Raw genomic sequence first — 16,404 nt, forward strand, 5'->3', positions numbered from 1 at the left:
GGCGCCAATCACCTCCGCACCGGCGCCAACAAGACCACGAGCGCTCCGGCGCCACCTTCTGCCGGTTTTGCCTGCACGAATGCCAGCACCTCGTTCTTCTGGATCAGCCAGCGCTGTGTCTTCGTCTTCAGCACCGGCATCTTGCCCGGCGATCCGAGTCCTTTTCCGTGCACCACGCGCACGCAGCGGATTCCCAGCTTGTTCGCAGTGCGGATGAAGGCACCCAGCGCTTCTCGTGCCTCGTCGCTGCGCATGCCGTGAAGATCGAGCTGCCGCTGGATCGACCATTCGCCTGCCCGCAGCCGCCGCGTGACGTCGGTGCCGATACCGGGCCGGCGGAAGCTCATGGCGTCGTCGACGTCCAGCAGCGTCTCGACATCGAATTCGTCCGAGAGCGATTCGCGCAGCACGCGCTGTTCGTCCAGCTGATGCTGCACCGGAATCGGCGCCGGGGGCTCCGGTGCGAGCGGTACGGCGGCAACCCGGCGCAGGGGCTGGGTGGCGCCTATCGCTCGGCTGAACAGGTCTTTTTCGGCATCCAGCTTGCGTTGGGCGAGCGCCCGGGCGGCGGCTGCAGCGGCTTCGCGCTCGCGCGTTTCGGCCAGCGCACGCTGGACCTGGCCGAGGTCGGCCAGCGTCTTCAGACCCGCAGATTTATTCGCCATCAGATCAATCCTTTGCTTGCCATCGACAGCGTCTTGCCGTCGCCGACGATCACATGGTCCAGCACCCGCACGTCGACCAGCGACAGCGCGGCCTTCAGCGTCTGCGTAAGCGTTTCGTCGGCGCGCGAAGGCTCCAGGCCGCCGCTCGGATGGTTGTGCGCCAGCACCAGGGCCGAAGCATGGTGGTGCAGCGCACGCATCACGACTTCACGTGGGTAGACGCTCGTATGCGTCAGTGTCCCGCGAAACAGTTCCTCGAATGCGATCAGCCGATGCTGGACGTCGAGGAACATCACGGCGAACACTTCATGCGGACGGGAGCCGAGCTGCATCTGGAGGTAAAGCCCGACCGCATCGGGCGATTCGTATACCTCGCGCTCCTTCAGCCGCTCGGCCATCGCCCGCCGTGCGATTTCCAGCACGGCGCTGAGTTCCGCGCGTTTGGCCATGCCGCCCAGCCCTTTGACCGTTTTCAGGTCGTCGAGACTCGCGCTCAGCAGGCCGGCAAGCCCGCGGAACCTGTCGAGCACCTCCTGCGCGAGCTGCAACACGTTCTTTCCAGGCAGTCCCGTGCGCAGGAGGAGCGCGAGCAGTTCGACGTCGCCCAGCGCAGCCGCGCCGCGCGCGACGAGCTTTTCTCGCGGACGCATTTCCAGCGGCAGATCCTTGAAAGTCATTGCGACGGCGGGCGGTGGCCCGCGCTCCCTAAAATGAAGGCCAGTTTATCGGGATGCCCATCTTGTCTTTGCCATCTTCCACAGCCCCCGCCGTCGTCGCTGCCGGTTCTTTCCTGACGCTGCATTACCGGCTCGCCGGACCGGCAGGCGACATCATCAACACCTTCGCAGACAAGCCGGCGACGCTGTCGCTCGGTACCGGCGAGCTTTCGCCGGCCGTCGAGCAGCGCCTGATCGGGCTGGAAGAGGGCACGCATGCGACCTTCGACATCCCGGCAGGCGAAGCCTTCGGCGATCGCAATGCCGAAATGCAGCAATGGGTGGCGCGGACGCTGCTGGCGAAACTCGGCGACCCCGACGAGCGTTATGCGACCGGCGACGTCGTGCAGTTCCCGACCCCCGACGGTCAGGGCAGCTACGCCGGTGCCGTGATCGCATCGAACGACACGGCCGTGCAGTTCGACTTCAACCATCCGCTCGCCGGGCAGCCCGTGACCTTTGAAGTCCGGCTCATCGGCGTCCTGTGATGCCGCTGAGCGAAGTCCTTCTCGCCGAGCCGCGCGGTTTCTGTGCCGGCGTCGACCGCGCGATCGAGATCGTCGAGCGCGCGCTGGCCAAGTTCGGCGCGCCGATCTACGTGCGCCACGAGATCGTGCACAACACCTATGTCGTGAACGAACTCAAGGCGAAGGGCGCGATCTTCATCGAGGACCTGGCCGATGTGCCGCCGGGCTCGACGCTGATCTTCAGCGCGCATGGCGTCAGCAAGGCAGTGCAGGAAGAAGCTCGGGCGCGCGGTTTCGACATCTTCGATGCGACCTGCCCGCTGGTGACGAAGGTCCATGTCGAGGTCGCGAAGCTCGCGAAGGAAGGCTTCGAATTCATCATGATCGGCCACAAGGGCCACCCCGAGGTCGAGGGCACGATGGGCCAGCTTTCGAGCGGCATCCATCTGGTCGAAGACGTGGCGGATGTCGCCCGCGTGCAGCCCGGCCAGACCGACAAGCTGGCTGTCGTGACGCAGACCACGCTCTCGGTCGACGACGCCGCGGAGATCGCCGCTGCCGTCCGCGCGCGATTCCCCAAGGTGCGCGAACCCAAGCATCAGGACATCTGCTACGCCACGCAGAACCGCCAGGATGCGGTGAAGATCATGAGTCCGCAGGTCGACATCCTGATCGTCGTCGGCAGCCCGACCAGTTCCAATAGCAACCGGCTGCGCGAACTGGCGCAACGCCTGGGCACCGAAAGCTACATGGTCGACTCGGCAGAAGAATTGCAGCCCGCCTGGTTCGAAGGCAAATCGCGCGTCGGCCTTACCGCCGGCGCTTCTGCGCCCGAGGTGCTGGTGCAGGAAGTGATCGATCGCGTCCGCGCGCTGGGCGCGGTGTCGGTCCGCAAGATGGACGGCATCGAGGAAACGATCAAGTTCCCGTTGCCCAAGGGTCTGCGTCTGGACCACGCGCCGCCGCCGAGCCATATCTCGTGACCGGCTGGCACGCCGAAATCGAGCGCGCGGCTCAACGGCTGGACGCGTATCGCGGCACTTATCTGCGTGAAACGCCGCTCTGGAAGCTGTCGCCGGACGCGTTGGGCTTGCCGGCTTCGCTCGCCGCCTCGGGCGTCGAAATCTGGCTGAAGCTGGAACATCTGCAGGTCAGCGGCAGTTTCAAGGCGCGCGGGATGATGAACCGGCTGCTGGCCAACGACATTCCTGCCGGCGGCGTCGTGGTCGCGTCGGGCGGCAATGCGGGCATCGCGACCGCTGCTGCGGCGCGTGCGCTCGGCGTGCGTTGCGAGGTGTTCTTGCCCGGCGTGTCTTCCGAAGCCAAGCGGGCCAGATTGCGAGCGTTGGGTGCGGAAGTCACGGTGGTCGGCGATGCGTATGCCGATGCGCTGGCGGCTTGCCTGACGCGGCAGAAAGAAAGCGGCGCGTTGCTCACGCATGCCTATGACCAGCCCGAAGTCGTGGCCGGCGCCGGCACGCTGGCGCGCGAAATCGAGGCGCAGGGCGGACTGCCCGACAGCGTTCTCGTGAGCGTCGGCGGCGGCGGGCTGATCGGCGGACTGGCCGGCTGGTTTGCCGGCCGGACCCGCGTGATCGCACTGGAGCCGGAACGCGCACCGACGCTGTTCCGCGCACGTGAAGCCGGCGAGCCGGTCGATGTGGATGTCGGCGGCATCGCTGCGGATTCACTGGGCGCCAAGCGCATCGGCGCCATCGCCTGGGACATCGCGCAGCGCCATGTGCACGAAGCGCTGCTGCTGACCGACGACGCCATCAAGGCCGCGCAATCGTGGCTCTGGCGCGAGATGAAGATGGCCGTCGAGCCGGCGGCTGCCTTGCCGCTGGCCGCACTGCAGACAGGCGCTTACGTGCCGCGCGCTGGCGAGAAGGTCTGCCTGATCGTCTGCGGCGCCAACGTGGATCCGTCCACGCTCGGCTGAAGTCGCGGATCGGCATCGGCCGGGATCATAAAATCCGTCGATGCTCGATATCACCCTGCTGCGCAAGGACCTGGCTTCGGCCGTGGCCCGACTCGAAACGCGCAAGAAAAACCAGACTTTCCTCAACGTCGACGCGTTCAACTCGCTAGAAGATCGGCGCAAGACACTTCAAATCCGTACAGAAGAGTTGCAGGCGGATCGAAATTTCGTAAACAAAGCGATTGGCAGATTGCGATCGGGAAAAACAGACGAAGGCACTTCATCAGGCTTACCGGTAACAGACCTCGAAACACTGAGTTCAAAGGCAAACACCCTCAAAACCGAACTGGAGTCTTTGCCGAGCCAGCTTAGTGCCATTCAGCTTGAGTTGCATTCCATCCTGCTGGCCGTGCCTAACCTGCCGCATGTCAGCGTGCCGGTCGGCGAAGACGAAAGCGGCAACGTCGAAGTGCGGCGCTGGAGCCCGAACGGCGGCGCGGGCGCATCGCCGACGGCGCCGGGTTTCACGCCGCGCGATCATGTCGATCTCGGCATGCCGCTCGGACTCGATTTCGAGATGGGCGCCAAGCTCGCCGGATCGCGCTTCAGCTTCATGAAAGGCCCGATCGCGCGGCTGCATCGCGCATTGGCGCAGTTCATGATCGATCTGCAGACCGAGCGGCACGGCTATACCGAGTGCTACGTGCCATACATCGTCAACACCGATTCGCTGCGCGGTACCGGTCAGCTGCCGAAGTTCGAAGGCGACCTTTTCGCGGCGAAAAAGGGCGGTCAGGACGGCGAGCCGGCGCCCGACAACGCGGCGCTCTACCTGATCCCGACCAGCGAAGTGCCGCTGACCAACTTCGTGCGAGACGAGGTCGTACCGGAGGCGACTCTGCCGATCAGGCTCACGGCCCATACACCGTGCTTCCGATCGGAGGCTGGCAGTGCGGGTCGCGACACGCGCGGCATGATCCGCCAGCATCAGTTCGACAAGGTCGAGATGGTGCAGATCACGCATCCCGACCGCAGTTACGAAGCGCTCGAAGACATGACCGGCCATGCCGAGGCTGTGCTGCAGGCGCTGGAACTGCCGTACCGCGTGGTTCTGTTGTGTACCGGCGACATGGGTTTCGGCTCGACCAAGACCTACGACCTCGAAGTCTGGTTGCCGGCACAGGACACGTACCGGGAGATCAGCTCGGTGTCGAATTGCGAAGCTTTCCAGGCACGTCGGCTGCAGGCGCGGTTCAAGAACGCGCAGGGCAAAAACGAGCTGGTCCACACACTCAATGGCTCGGGCTTGGCTGTCGGCCGTGCGTTGGTCGCAGTGCTGGAAAACCATCAGAACGAAGACGGTTCGATCCGGATTCCGGCCGCCTTGCGTCCCTACATCGGCGGCGTCGAATTCTTGCGCGCCTGATGGTGGTGCTATAATCTGAGGCTCGACAGACACCGGAGAGGTGGCAGAGTGGTCGAATGTACCTGACTCGAAATCAGGCGTACGGAAACGTACCGAGGGTTCGAATCCCTCCCTCTCCTCCAGTAATGGATTCTCGATTGGCGCCAAGCGGCCACGAAAGAGCGCTAAAGCCCCGCCAGACGGGGCTTTTTTGTGCGCGGTCGTTTTTCGTTGAGCTTCGACAGCCATGAGCAAACGGGGGCAAATCTGGCGGCATAGCAGGGCATCGCGCCCCCGAAGCTTAAGAAAGTCCTCCAACCACCGCTCACCGATCGCGTCTGCAAGAACGCGGAATGCCTTTGAAGCGGATGGGGTGCGCGGGCTGCATGACCATGACCGGGCACATGGGTTCCGTGGCTTGGCGTCCACGGTCCTGCATGAGCTCAGTTTTTGCGATGCGCATATCGAACTGCAGTTGGCTGACGCGGAGCGCAATGCCGTCAGCGCAACCTGTAACTTTGCGACCTATTTGCCATAGTGTCTGCGGATGATGCATGCATACGCCGAGCGCTTAAACCATCTATGGAGTGGAAACGTCGCTTAGCTGCGAACAACTTCAATTCGTCTGCCATAAGAAGACTGCATTACCAAGTCTTCGACTGTTGCAACAGCGATATCGTCAACGCGGCTGCCGACAATAATTGCGGGACCATTAATGAAGCCTGAAATTCTTCAGTCCTTTGATTTCATGTTCCGCGTGTTCGGAAAGACTGCTATCCGCAATTCGATCAAAGAAGACTTGGTCGCAAAATCGCGGTTTACCATCCGCTTCGAGATGTTGTCGAGCAGCGCGACATGCAATGCGACCGTGTCGTCCGAGCCAGTAGGGCGCATCGGCCGAAAACCCGGCCGATCCCTGGCCGAGCCATTGCGCGAATGCTCAAGCTTGGTCGATAAGTACTGGTTCCAGCTTTGCTCGACGGTCCGGCCCGGCCAACGCGACCAGCCTGACACCTTTTCTCTCAGGTCCTGTTACTTCCATCTGTTCGACCGTCACGAAGGTCTTCTCCCCGAAGAGCTCCGAGAGTGCCTCCGACAGGTGTTTTTCGATCGCTTCGAGAGAGTGGCGCTTGAAGTTGTTGGGCATATGCCGGTCCTTGATTGGCTGTGTTGCAACTGGACACATTCTCTATCAATCCTAAGGCAAAGTGCCAAACGCCTGCCATCGACGAGCAAAGATCGACGTGTCGAGTAGGCCATCGTGAAGGGGATCCTAGGAACGCCCGCGCAATGCCTCACTGGCTCCCGCTCTTGACCAACAGCGCTGCGTTGGCCGAAGCGCATCTCTGGCGCAGCATAGGGCCATGCCCCATTTCTTCTCCTGAATCACTAAAGGCGAAGCTAAGAGATCTCCGTTAAAGAGCGAAGGACACCTGGCGCTGGTCTACCAGTTCTTCCCGACGTGTTGGTCAGCAAATCAAAGCTGTTGGGCAGCTTATTGGCGTGATCATGTGTGCAACGATGATTACCCCAAATGACTTCTGCTGTGTCGACTCAAACACACGGAGACGAAGAGTGCTTCAACACGACATCGAAAAGAGTCTTGGATAAGTCGACGCCAGGAAATCTCAATGGGTCCAGGCATTTCGTGATTCGCGCGCAGCAGATTCTGAAACCTTGCCGCCTGCCTGCACGAGCAGCTTCAATTATCTACGTTGGCGCTCGAGCTGATGCTTCCACCACTTGACCCACGACCTGCTCGTAGAGGGCGGTTCGACAAGCAACCGCCACAGGAAAAGCTCGACGGAAAACACAGCCTGACCGGCTCGAGAGTGTTCGTTGGCGACTCCACACTGGTTTCAAGATGTACGAAATTTGAAAATCATTGTCGACCGACTTTGATCGTGATGCACCGCGTCATGGAATTCGATTGGACGATGTGCGTCCAGATGAATCAGTTCGTTGTAGGTCCGAGACAAGACTATGGTTGCGTCTATGAGACACTGCGTGACGATTCATTCTGTAACGCCGCCCCGAGCTTATGAGGCCGACTTTCACACCATGGTGACTTTGAGGCGCCTGTCCAGGCGCCATTTTTTCGAGCCCTCAGCAGCCGGCCGATCCGCAGGATTCGCAGGACTCGCAGATTCATACGATCTTCCCGCCATGCGTCGCTGCTTCGCAGCAGGCGTTCTAGGCAGACCGACAGAGGTGGTGCGTCATGAAGGGTAATTCGTCGTTCGTGGGGCTCGGGAACTCGTCGTTTGCGAGTCTGACGCCTGCACCTGCCACGGCCGATGAGGCCGAACCGTGGGTTCGCGGCGAACTGATCCGCAGCCTCATGCGTGCGGCGCGAGGCTCCTACCTTCTCGCCGCCGCGCTGATGCCCGCCATGGTGAGCCTCAGCTGGGGCCACGTCCCGCGCTGGCAGCTGTTCCTGTGGCTCGTCATCGGCACCGTCGCCACGGCGTTCCGTGTCTGGGGCGAACGTGTCTACGCGCGCGAATATGCAGACAAGGATTCCGCTTCCCAGCAGAGTTTCGTCGATCGCTATCGCTATCTCTGGGCCGGGAGCGCATTTGCCTGGGGCCTGTCGATCCTGATTTTCTTCGAGCGCACGCCGATCGTTAACCAGTTCATGAGCTGGCTGATCGTCGCCGGCGTCGCTACCTTTCCGCTGAACGGCCTGGCGCTTTATCCGCCGCTGCTCAAGCGCTATGTGAATGTGCTTTTCGGCACCATGATGGTGGCGGTCGCCTACCGGGTGATCGACATGGAGTTCCAGCGCCCGCATTTCCACTACGGCTTCCTTCTGCTGCCGGTGCTTCACTGGTGGCTGCTCCTGAGATCGGGTCGTCGCATCCACGAAACTGCGCGCAACAGCTTCGAATTGCTCTTCCACAACCACATCCTGATCAATTCGCTGACCCAGCAACGCCAGGCTGCAGTGTCGGCGGTGGCTATGAAGAACCGGTTTCTTGCGAGCGCGGCGCACGACATGCGCCAGCCGGTGCTCGCGCTTTCGCTCTACGCCGACTGGTTGAGGAACGAGCCGGAGCTGGTGCAGGAAATCGCCCCGAAGATCGTTCGCGCCACCCACGCTGTGAATGCGCTGTTCGATTCGCTTTTCGACCTGGCGCGCATCGATTCGGGCCAGGTGCGCCTGCATATTGAACGGGTCGACGTGGCGCAGCTTTTGCACGATCTCGAATTGCAGTACCGGCCGGTGGCCGAGGCCAAGGGGCTGAAGTTCAGCGTCCACGCGACCAAGGGCGTGGTGCTCACCGACCCGATCCGCGTACGACGAATGCTCGGAAACCTGTTGGCGAACGCGATCAAGTACACCGCGGAAGGTGGGGTACTTCTGGCCTCACGCCAGACCCGCGACGGTTTGCGCGTCGAGGTCTGGGACACGGGCATCGGTATCGCGCGCGAGCACCTGCGCGACGTTTTCCTGGAGTTCTACAAGGTGGCCGACCATGCCGGCACTTCGGACGGCTTCGGCCTGGGTCTGGCGATCGTCGCGCGCCTGTCGCACGCGCTGGGACATCCGGTGAGCGTGCGCTCGCGGCTGGGTCGGGGAAGCGTGTTCAGAGTGGCGCTGAACGACGCGGACGAATCCCAGGCGCAGACGCGGATCTCCGGCGCCGTCGGCTGAGTCAGATCGAACGGATCGACCGGATCGACCGCGACAGACGAAAAAAAGGGGCGATTCGATCGCCCCTTCCTTTTTTCGCGAGTTCTCTCAGGCGCCCGATAGAAGACCGTGATTTCGCGCGTGATGAAGGGCTTGGGTACGGCTTTTCACGCCGAGACGTCGGAACAGGCGCCAGAGGTGGACCTTGACGGTGTGCTCGCTGATTTCGAGGTCGGTGGCGATGTCGCGGTTGCTCATGCCCTTGTCGAGCATGGCGATCAGCTGTGTCTGGCGTTTCGAAAGCTTGCTGCTCGATGCGGCTGCCGGTTCCTCGGCTTCGCTGTCCGCCATGAGCAGGCCGCGGAGAGCGGCGGTCAGTTCGGCCGAACTCGCCGACTTCTCGATGTAGGTGTCTGCACCGGCCTCGATGCAAGCCTCTTCCATGTCGGCTGCGGGAGAAGCCGAGTAGACGGCGATCGGCACGTCGGGATAGATCTGCTTGACCGCGATGACGCCGGAGCAACCCGTCGTGTCCGGCAACTTGAGGTCCAGACAGAAAAGATCGGGCATGCCATGCTGTTTGACGGCCGCCGTGAGCTTGTCGAGCCGTTCGAGCTCGACGATGTTTTCTGCGGGGCGCAGGCGGCGAAGCACCATCACGATGGCGTCGCGCATTAGTGGGTGATCATCGATAACGTAAATGCTCATGGTCTGCTTTCTTTGTCTTTGGGACGCATGGACCGCAATTCACGGTCCTCTGCACGAATCTATTTATCAGTTACCGCTCGCCGACTGTGCAAGCGCCTCCAATGCGTCCGCCACCGTCCGCATCTTTAGATTGTCGATCGGTTCGAGCTGCGCCAACAGCGCCGAGAGACCGTTCGAGCCTTGCTTTTGGAGTATGCCGATAGCTCTACCTGCCTCCTGAGGCGACGCGAAACCGCGGCTTTGCAGCAGCAGTTCGCCCCGGGCATCGAGAAACTTGAAATAGAACTGTCCGTCGCGCTCCCGGTACTGCTTGAAGGTCGACAGGGTGGTCTTCGACGCCTTCTGTGAATTCGGAGAATTCTTTGCATCTTTGTTTCCTGAAGTGTCCAGTTTGCGCAGACCGACGGCATGTCGCAACCGGCCGATGAATGGCTGCGACAGGTCGCGTGCCTTTTGTGCGCCGGTGAGAAGAATGCCTTCTATTTCGACCGGATCGTTTAACAATTCTTCATAGCGGGCACGCATCGGTGCGAGTTCTCGGTCGATTCGCTCGAATACGAGCTGTTTTGCATCACCCCAGCCGATTCCGTCGGCAAACTGCTGGCGAAGCGCAGCCGTTTCGTCGGCGTCGGCGAACGCCTGGAAAATCTGGAAAAGAGCGGAGCCGTCGGTTTCCTTCGGTTCGCCGGGTGCCCTCGAATCGGTGACGATGCCGCCGATCAGCTTTTGCAGTTGGGCGCGTGGGGTGAAAAGCGGGATCGTGTTGTCGTAGCTCTTGCTCATCTTCCTGCCGTCGAGGCCTGGCAGAGTGGCCACGGATTCATCGATCTCGGCTTCGGGCAGCGTGAAATGCTCGCCGTACTGATGATTGAAGCGCTGGGCGATGTCGCGCGCCATCTCGATGTGCTGAACCTGATCACGGCCGACCGGGACCTTGTGCGCGTTGAACATCAGGATGTCGGCTGCCATCAGCACCGGATACATGAAGAGCCCGGCGGTGACGTCTGCGTCCGGGTCCTCGTTCTTCGCGACGTTCTTGTCGACCGAAGCCTTGTAGGCATGGGCGCGGTTAAGCAGGCCTTTGCCGGTGACGCAGGTCAGGAACCACGTCAGTTCGGCGATTTCCGGAAGATCGGACTGGCGGTAGAACGTCACGCGTTCCGGGTCGAGTCCACAAGCCAGCCATGATGCGGCGATTTCCAAAGTCGAGCGCTGGATGCGTGCCGGATCGCCGACCTTGATCAGGGCGTGATAGTCGGCCAGGAAGTAGAAGCTCTGGACATCCGCACGGTGGCTGAAGCGCACCGAATGCCGGACAGAACCGACGTAGTTGCCGAGATGCGGCGTACCGCTGGTCGTGATGCCGGTCAGGAAGCGCGTGATCGACGGTGAGGAAGAAGATGATGACATTGGACGGATGGAACGGCAGTCGAAGCTAGCGCAGCAGGGCGGCAAGTGGCGAGATCAGAACGCCGATGGCCTTCGAACCGAAGCCGATCAGCGGGAGGAGCCACCACGTGCTGATGAGGCCTGCCAACACCAGCGCCATGACGATGAAGAAACCGAAGGGCTCGATGCGTGCAAGCACCGTCTGGGCTGCGCCGCGCGGCAACAGTCCGGCGAGTACGCGCCCGCCGTCGAGTGGTGGCAGCGGAAAGAGGTTGAAGGCCCACATCACGAGGTTGACCAGCACCCCGCCTTGCGCCATCTTGAGAAAGAAGGTTTCGTCGACGCCCGTTGCGACCAGAGTGACCAGCACGACGGCCCAACCTGTCGCCATGATGAAGTTCGATGCCGGGCCTGCCAGCGCGACCCAAATCATGTCCCGCTTCGGATTGCGAAGATTTCCAAACTGCACCGGAACCGGCTTGGCATAGCCGAACAGGAATGCGCCCGAGGTCGCGAAGTAGAGGACCAGGGGCATGATGATGGTCCCGACGGGATCGATATGCCGGAGTGGATTGAGGGTCATCCGGCCCATCAGGTAAGCCGTGTCGTCACCCAGATAGCGGGCAACATAACCGTGTGCGGCCTCGTGAATCGTGATTGCAAAGATCACGGGCAGGGCATAGATCAGGACGGTCTGGACGAGGTTGGTTATATCCACTTACTTATTGTCTCAGACGGCATTGCGTCGGGGACAAATATTGGGTACCGACATTGGGTGGTGAGGCTTTCACAGACCCAGAAGCGACAGTGCTCCGCGACCTTCGCGGACAACCACCGGGTCGCCGCCGCCGTCCATCGGCGTCAGGTCGACCACCGTCGTGGGTTCCGACGCACAGGCTCCGGCGTCGATGACGGCACCGATCAGCTTTTCGAAACGGTCGCGTATTTCCTGCGCATCGTTCATGGGCTCGGTCTCGTCCGGCGGTATCAATGTCGTCGCCAGGAGCGGTGCGCCATGCAGGGTGAGAAGCTCGCAAAGCACCTTGTGATCCGGCACTCGAAGCCCGATGGTCTTCCTCTGTGGATGGCTCACGCGTCGCGGTACTTCCTTGGTCGCTTCGAGAATGAAGGTGTAGGGCCCGGGCGTCGCGGCTTTCAGCAGACGGTACTGCTTGTTGTCGACCTTGGCATAGTTGGAAAGCTCGCTCAGGTCGCGGCAAAGCAGCGTCAGGTGGTGCTTGTCGTCGACCTGACGGATGCGACGGAGGCGGTCGACCGCATCCTTGTCGTCGAGATGGCAAACCAGTGCGTAGCTCGAGTCGGTCGGAACGGCGAGAACTTCGCCGCGTTGCAACAGCGCAACAGCCTGCTTCAGCAAACGCAGCTGAGGGTTGTCTGGATGGAGTTCGAAATACTGAGCCATGTTGATGTTCTTTTGTTCTTGTCAGGATTCGGCGGGCTCGATCGGTACGCGACGCTCGCGCACGGTGAGCCAGGCGCCGGTCGCACCGCAGGCGGCGATCATTCCCATGCCGACCAGCGAGATGACATCGGGTACGTGCGTGAATATGAGCCAGCCGCCAAGCATCGCGAATGCGATCTGGGCGTACAGATAAGGCGTGAGTGTCGAGGCGGGAGCGCGTTGGAAAGCAAGAATCAGGAAGTAGTGTCCTACGGTCCCCATGAGACCCATCAGGCACAACAGCGCCCACCAGTGCCACGACGGCAACGCTTCCCAAACGAAGGGCAGCGCTACCGAAGCCAGCAAGGTACCGACCCAGCCGGTGTAGAAATGCATGGTCAGCGGGTTTTCCGTCTGCGCGAGCTTGCTGGTCAAGACCTGGAAGCATGCGTTCGTCACGACCAGCCCCGCCGGCAGCAGGATCGCCCAACTGAACGTACCCCCGCCCGGACGAAGAATCACCAGCGTGCCGATGAACCCGCCTGCCACCAGCGTCCAGCGGAGCGCCGAAACCTGCTCTTTCAAAACCGTCGCTGCCAGCAAGGTGACGGCAAGCGGGGCGAGCAGCACGATGGCGGTGAATTCCGGAAGCGGCATGTAGCGCAGGCTCAGGAAAGCCAGGATGCTGGTGACCAGAAGCAGGGCGCCGCGCAGCACGTGGTATTTGGGATGCGCCGTCCTGAGCAGCGCCGTGCCGTGTCGGGGAAGCAGAAAGACCGTCGTGGCGACGGCCTGGAAGGCATAGCGGAACCAGACACCCATCAGGATCGGAACCACCGAAACGGAGATCTTGGTCGCCGTGTCGAGCGATGCGAAACACGCGACAGCCATCAGCACGAGGCCGATGCCGGCAAGGATTCGTTCGGATGCGAGGTCGCGGGTCGAGGTTTTCGGCGCCGGTTTCAGCCCGTCTTCGGGCATGCTGCTCACAGAAACCGGTCTTCGAGCAGTTCCCAGACCGGCGTCAACTTTCCCGGAAGCCATGGCAGCTTGCCGAGGTCCATGTGGCTCTCGTCGGGGCTGTGGAAATCACTGCCCCGCGATGCCGCGAATCCGTATTCGATGGCCTTCTCGGCGTACTCGATGTACTCCGCCGGTGCGTGACTGCCGGTAACGACCTCGATCGCGCGGCCGCCATGGGCCTGGAATTCCGTGAAAAGCGCGTGCTCTTCGTTGGCCGTGAAGTTGTAGCGCCCCGGATGTGCGACGACCGCGATGCCTTTGGCGTCGGTGATCCAGTGCACGGCATCCCTGAGCGTGGCCCAGCGGTGCGGCACGTAGCCGGGCTTGCCTTCGGTCAGGTACTTGCGGAAAACTTCCGAAGTGTCCCGGCAGACGCCACTTTCGACGAGGAATCGGGCGAAGTGCGTGCGCGAAATCAGTTCGGGATTGCCGGCGAAAGTCACCGCGCCTTCGTACGCGCCCTGAATGCCGACCTTCGCCAGGCCATCCGACATTTCCCTGGCGCGGGCGCCGCGACCGCCCCGCGTGGCTTGCAGGCCGGCGCGCAAGGCGGCGTCGTCCGGGTCGAAACCCAGTCCGACGATGTGAACCGTCTCATTCGCGAAAGTGATCGAGATCTCGGCGCCGGTGAGGTAGCGCATGCCGTTGGCGCGGGCCGCGGCAATGGCCCGGTGCTGTCCGCCGACCTCGTCGTGGTCGGTCAGGGCCCAGAGTTCGACACCGTTGGCTGCAGCGCGCTCGGCCAGGGCTTCCGGCGTGAGCGTGCCGTCGGAAACCACGGAGTGGCAGTGAAGATCGGCGTTGAGGATGGATGGCACGCCCCGATTTTATCGGCGAAGCGCAGGCGCTGCAGAACGGAGGCGACATGCCCGTTGCCCTACAGGCTTGAAGGCTGCCTATCTGTCGTTCTTCCGCCGTCGCGCCACCCAGGCCGCCACGGCCGTGAAACCGCCCACCATCGCCATCACGATCCAGAAGCCGTGCTTGTGTTCCGCCAGCGGAATACCGCCCACGTTCATGCCGAACAGTCCGGCCAGGATGTTGATCGGCAGCGCCAGCACCGTGACCACGGTCAGCACATAAAGGCTGCGGTTGTTGTCCTCGTTCACGCTGGCGGCGATTTCCTCCTGCAGCAGCTTGATGCGTTCCTGCAGACCCTGCATGTCGCGCAGCACGACTGAAAACTCCTCGCTCGCCCCCCGCAGTTCCTGCGCATCGTCCGCAGCCATCCAGGCCGGCGGATGCTGCAACAGGCGGAAGAGGGCGGCCGGCTCCGGCGCCAACAGTCGCTGCAGCCTCACGAGCAGCCGGCGGAGCACGCCGAGCCGGGCGCGTTTGTGATCGAGCCGGCCACCGAGCAGTTCGTCCTCGATGGTGTCGATGCGCGTCGTCACGCCGCGCACGATGTCGACCAGTCCGTCGGCCTGCGTGCGCATCAGCTGTTCGAGGAGCACCACGCTCGACCGCGGCGACTCGCCACTGCGCACGGCCGTCCGCAACGCATCGACCGAACGCAGCGGCTGCGTGCGCGCCGTCACGACCAGCCGCGGCCCGACGCTGATCCACAACGTCGCGATGTCGGAGGGCTCGAAGCCGAAGTCGAAATGCACGTCGTTGACGACCGCGATCAGCGCATCGTCGTCGCGTTCGATGCGGGTCGAGTGCGAGCCGTCTTTGAGGGTTTCGAAAAAGGCGTCGGAAAGCCCGGCATGGCGCTCGATCCAGCGTTCGGCGTGTGCATGACTCAGATTGAAATGCAGCCACATGAACTCGTTCGGCGACGCTGGATCGGGCGGCTCGACGAGCCAAGTCGCCGCCTGATGAACGTCCACCGACCGACCGGAAGAGCGCATCGGCGCGCTGTCGCCGCCAGCGAAAACATAGCCGCAGATCAGTCCGGCGTCGTCTCCGACCTGTGGAATCGTGCCTGTCGTACCGAAAGCACGGGTCGTCATGTTGTCATTTTCCAGGCTCTTGATTCGTGCCTCCCAAACCGGCATCGTTCGGCATCGTTGCGCGATCGTCGCTGCGGTTTATGACGGGCGCGTGTCAGCTGTCACGCGTACGTCATGCGACGGAGACACCATCCGACCACTTTCAAGCCCTCGAACACCATGCCTCAAAACCTCAATCCCGATCACGAAGACCTGATGGCGCGCATCGCGCGCGACCTGGTCGACAGCTACGACGAAGAGCTCGAACTCGAGATCGAGGACCGGCATGTCAATGAAAACGGAGAGCCGGTCGGTGTCGACAAGGCCGAGCGTGCGGCGTACTTCCGCGAACTGTTCCGCTTGCAGGGCGAGCTGGTCAAGCTGCAGGACTGGGTGCAGCACAGCAAGCAGAAAGTGGTGATCCTGTTCGAAGGGCGCGATGCGGCCGGCAAGGGCGGCGTGATCAAGCGGATCACCCAGCGCCTCAATCCGCGCGTTGCCCGCGTCGCCGCATTGCCGGCGCCGAACGACCGCGAGCGTACGCAGTGGTATTTCCAGCGCTATATCGCGCATCTGCCGGCGGCCGGCGAGATGGTGCTGTTCGACCGCAGCTGGTACAACCGCGCCGGCGTCGAGCGGGTGATGGGCTTCTGCAGCGATGCCGAGTACGAAGAATTCTTCCGCAGCGTGCCGGAATTCGAGAAGATGCTGGTGCGGTCCGGCATCACGCTGATCAAGTACTGGTTCTCGATCACCGACGACGAGCAGCACCTGCGCTTCCTGGGCCGTATCCACGATCCGCTCAAGCAGTGGAAGCTGAGTCCGATGGACCTGGAGAGCCGTCGCCGCTGGGAGGAGTACACCAAGGCGAAGGAAACCATGCTCGAGCGCACGCACATTCCCGAGGCGCCATGGTGGGTGGTGCAGGCGGTCGACAAGAAGAAGGCGCGGCTCAACTGCATCGCACATCTGCTGGACCAGCTGCCCTACAAGGAAACCGTTCATCCGCCCGTCGATCTTCCGGCACGCGTACGCAACCCGGACTATCTGCGCCAGCCGGTTCCAGCGAACATGATCGTTCCCGAGCGCTATTGAGCGCGTTGTCCGGTCGCGCCTTCGGCCGGAAGCTGGTACTGT

Annotated in this window: 16 protein-coding genes and 1 tRNA gene; 7 read left to right on the forward strand and 10 right to left on the reverse strand. The window is 62.2% G+C overall.

Annotated elements, in window-relative coordinates:
- Positions 1 to 8: 8 nt before the first annotated feature.
- Complete coding sequence (locus ACSFA3_RS11300) at positions 9 to 665, reverse strand: Smr/MutS family protein (RefSeq protein ID WP_435505532.1); 657 nt, start codon at positions 663 to 665, stop codon at positions 9 to 11.
- On the reverse strand, positions 665 to 1,342 hold the full coding sequence (gene radC, locus ACSFA3_RS11305; RefSeq protein WP_435505533.1) for a RadC family protein: 678 nt from the start codon (positions 1,340 to 1,342) through the stop codon (positions 665 to 667). The genes ACSFA3_RS11300 and radC overlap by 1 nt, the downstream gene beginning before the upstream one ends.
- Positions 1,343 to 1,395: 53 nt before the next feature.
- On the opposite strand from radC, the gene ACSFA3_RS11310 reads away from it, so the two are divergent.
- The 5 genes from ACSFA3_RS11310 (at position 1,396) to ACSFA3_RS11330 (ending at position 5,317) form a co-directional block, all read left to right on the forward strand.
- Complete coding sequence (locus ACSFA3_RS11310; protein WP_435505534.1) at positions 1,396 to 1,869, forward strand: FKBP-type peptidyl-prolyl cis-trans isomerase; 474 nt, start codon at positions 1,396 to 1,398, stop codon at positions 1,867 to 1,869.
- Positions 1,869 to 2,831, forward strand: coding sequence for a 4-hydroxy-3-methylbut-2-enyl diphosphate reductase (ispH, locus tag ACSFA3_RS11315; protein WP_435505535.1), 963 nt, complete (start codon positions 1,869 to 1,871; stop codon positions 2,829 to 2,831). The genes ACSFA3_RS11310 and ispH overlap by 1 nt, the downstream gene beginning before the upstream one ends.
- The gene (locus tag ACSFA3_RS11320) at positions 2,828 to 3,790 is read left to right on the forward strand and encodes a threonine/serine dehydratase (RefSeq protein ID WP_435505536.1); all 963 of its coding nucleotides are present in this window, start codon (positions 2,828 to 2,830) and stop codon (positions 3,788 to 3,790) included. Before ispH ends, ACSFA3_RS11320 begins: the two co-directional genes overlap by 4 nt.
- 40 nt (positions 3,791 to 3,830) lie before the next feature.
- On the forward strand, positions 3,831 to 5,195 hold the full coding sequence (gene serS / locus ACSFA3_RS11325) for a serine--tRNA ligase (RefSeq protein WP_435505537.1): 1,365 nt from the start codon (positions 3,831 to 3,833) through the stop codon (positions 5,193 to 5,195).
- Between the two features lie 34 nt (positions 5,196 to 5,229).
- Positions 5,230 to 5,317, forward strand: a tRNA-Ser gene (locus tag ACSFA3_RS11330).
- A 797-nt stretch (positions 5,318 to 6,114) separates the two neighbouring features.
- Here ACSFA3_RS11330 and ACSFA3_RS11335 read toward each other — a convergent pair.
- Complete coding sequence (locus tag ACSFA3_RS11335) at positions 6,115 to 6,321, reverse strand: hypothetical protein (RefSeq protein ID WP_435505538.1); 207 nt, start codon at positions 6,319 to 6,321, stop codon at positions 6,115 to 6,117.
- 1,074 nt (positions 6,322 to 7,395) lie between these two features.
- Here ACSFA3_RS11335 and shkS point away from each other — a divergent pair.
- Positions 7,396 to 8,832, forward strand: a complete 1,437-nt coding sequence (shkS, locus tag ACSFA3_RS11340) for a surface-behavior sensor histidine kinase ShkS (protein WP_435505539.1) — start codon at positions 7,396 to 7,398, stop codon at positions 8,830 to 8,832.
- Positions 8,833 to 8,919: 87 nt separating this feature from the next.
- Here the strand turns inward: shkS and ACSFA3_RS11345 are convergent, their stop codons facing one another.
- The 7 genes from ACSFA3_RS11345 to ACSFA3_RS11375 all read right to left on the reverse strand — a co-directional run bounded on the left by ACSFA3_RS11345 (position 8,920) and on the right by ACSFA3_RS11375 (position 15,288).
- On the reverse strand, positions 8,920 to 9,519 hold the full coding sequence (locus ACSFA3_RS11345) for a response regulator transcription factor (protein ID WP_435505540.1): 600 nt from the start codon (positions 9,517 to 9,519) through the stop codon (positions 8,920 to 8,922).
- Between the two features lie 66 nt (positions 9,520 to 9,585).
- Entirely contained in the window at positions 9,586 to 10,929 is a 1,344-nt protein-coding gene (locus tag ACSFA3_RS11350) for a tryptophan--tRNA ligase (RefSeq protein WP_435505541.1), read from the reverse strand.
- Between the two features lie 25 nt (positions 10,930 to 10,954).
- Entirely contained in the window at positions 10,955 to 11,626 is a 672-nt protein-coding gene (locus ACSFA3_RS11355; RefSeq protein WP_435505542.1) for a site-2 protease family protein, read from the reverse strand.
- Between the two features lie 69 nt (positions 11,627 to 11,695).
- A complete protein-coding gene (locus ACSFA3_RS11360; protein WP_435505543.1) occupies positions 11,696 to 12,331 on the reverse strand; it encodes an L-threonylcarbamoyladenylate synthase in 636 nt (211 codons plus the stop codon).
- A 21-nt stretch (positions 12,332 to 12,352) separates the two neighbouring features.
- The gene (locus ACSFA3_RS11365; protein ID WP_435506210.1) at positions 12,353 to 13,291 is read right to left on the reverse strand and encodes a DMT family transporter; all 939 of its coding nucleotides are present in this window, start codon (positions 13,289 to 13,291) and stop codon (positions 12,353 to 12,355) included.
- Between the two features lie 5 nt (positions 13,292 to 13,296).
- Positions 13,297 to 14,151: a 3',5'-nucleoside bisphosphate phosphatase gene (locus tag ACSFA3_RS11370; protein WP_435505544.1), complete on the reverse strand. Its 855-nt coding sequence runs from the start codon at positions 14,149 to 14,151 to the stop codon at positions 13,297 to 13,299.
- A 78-nt stretch (positions 14,152 to 14,229) separates the two neighbouring features.
- A complete protein-coding gene (locus ACSFA3_RS11375) occupies positions 14,230 to 15,288 on the reverse strand; it encodes a transporter (protein ID WP_435505545.1) in 1,059 nt (352 codons plus the stop codon).
- 159 nt (positions 15,289 to 15,447) lie between these two features.
- On the opposite strand from ACSFA3_RS11375, the gene ppk2 reads away from it, so the two are divergent.
- Positions 15,448 to 16,362 (forward strand): polyphosphate kinase 2, encoded by a 915-nt coding sequence (ppk2, locus tag ACSFA3_RS11380; RefSeq protein WP_435505546.1) that lies wholly within the window; start codon positions 15,448 to 15,450, stop codon positions 16,360 to 16,362.
- Positions 16,363 to 16,404 lie beyond the last annotated feature (42 nt).

This window comes from Variovorax glucosi, assembly GCF_051216695.1.
In the GTDB taxonomy this organism is placed as follows: domain Bacteria; phylum Pseudomonadota; class Gammaproteobacteria; order Burkholderiales; family Burkholderiaceae_C; genus Variovorax.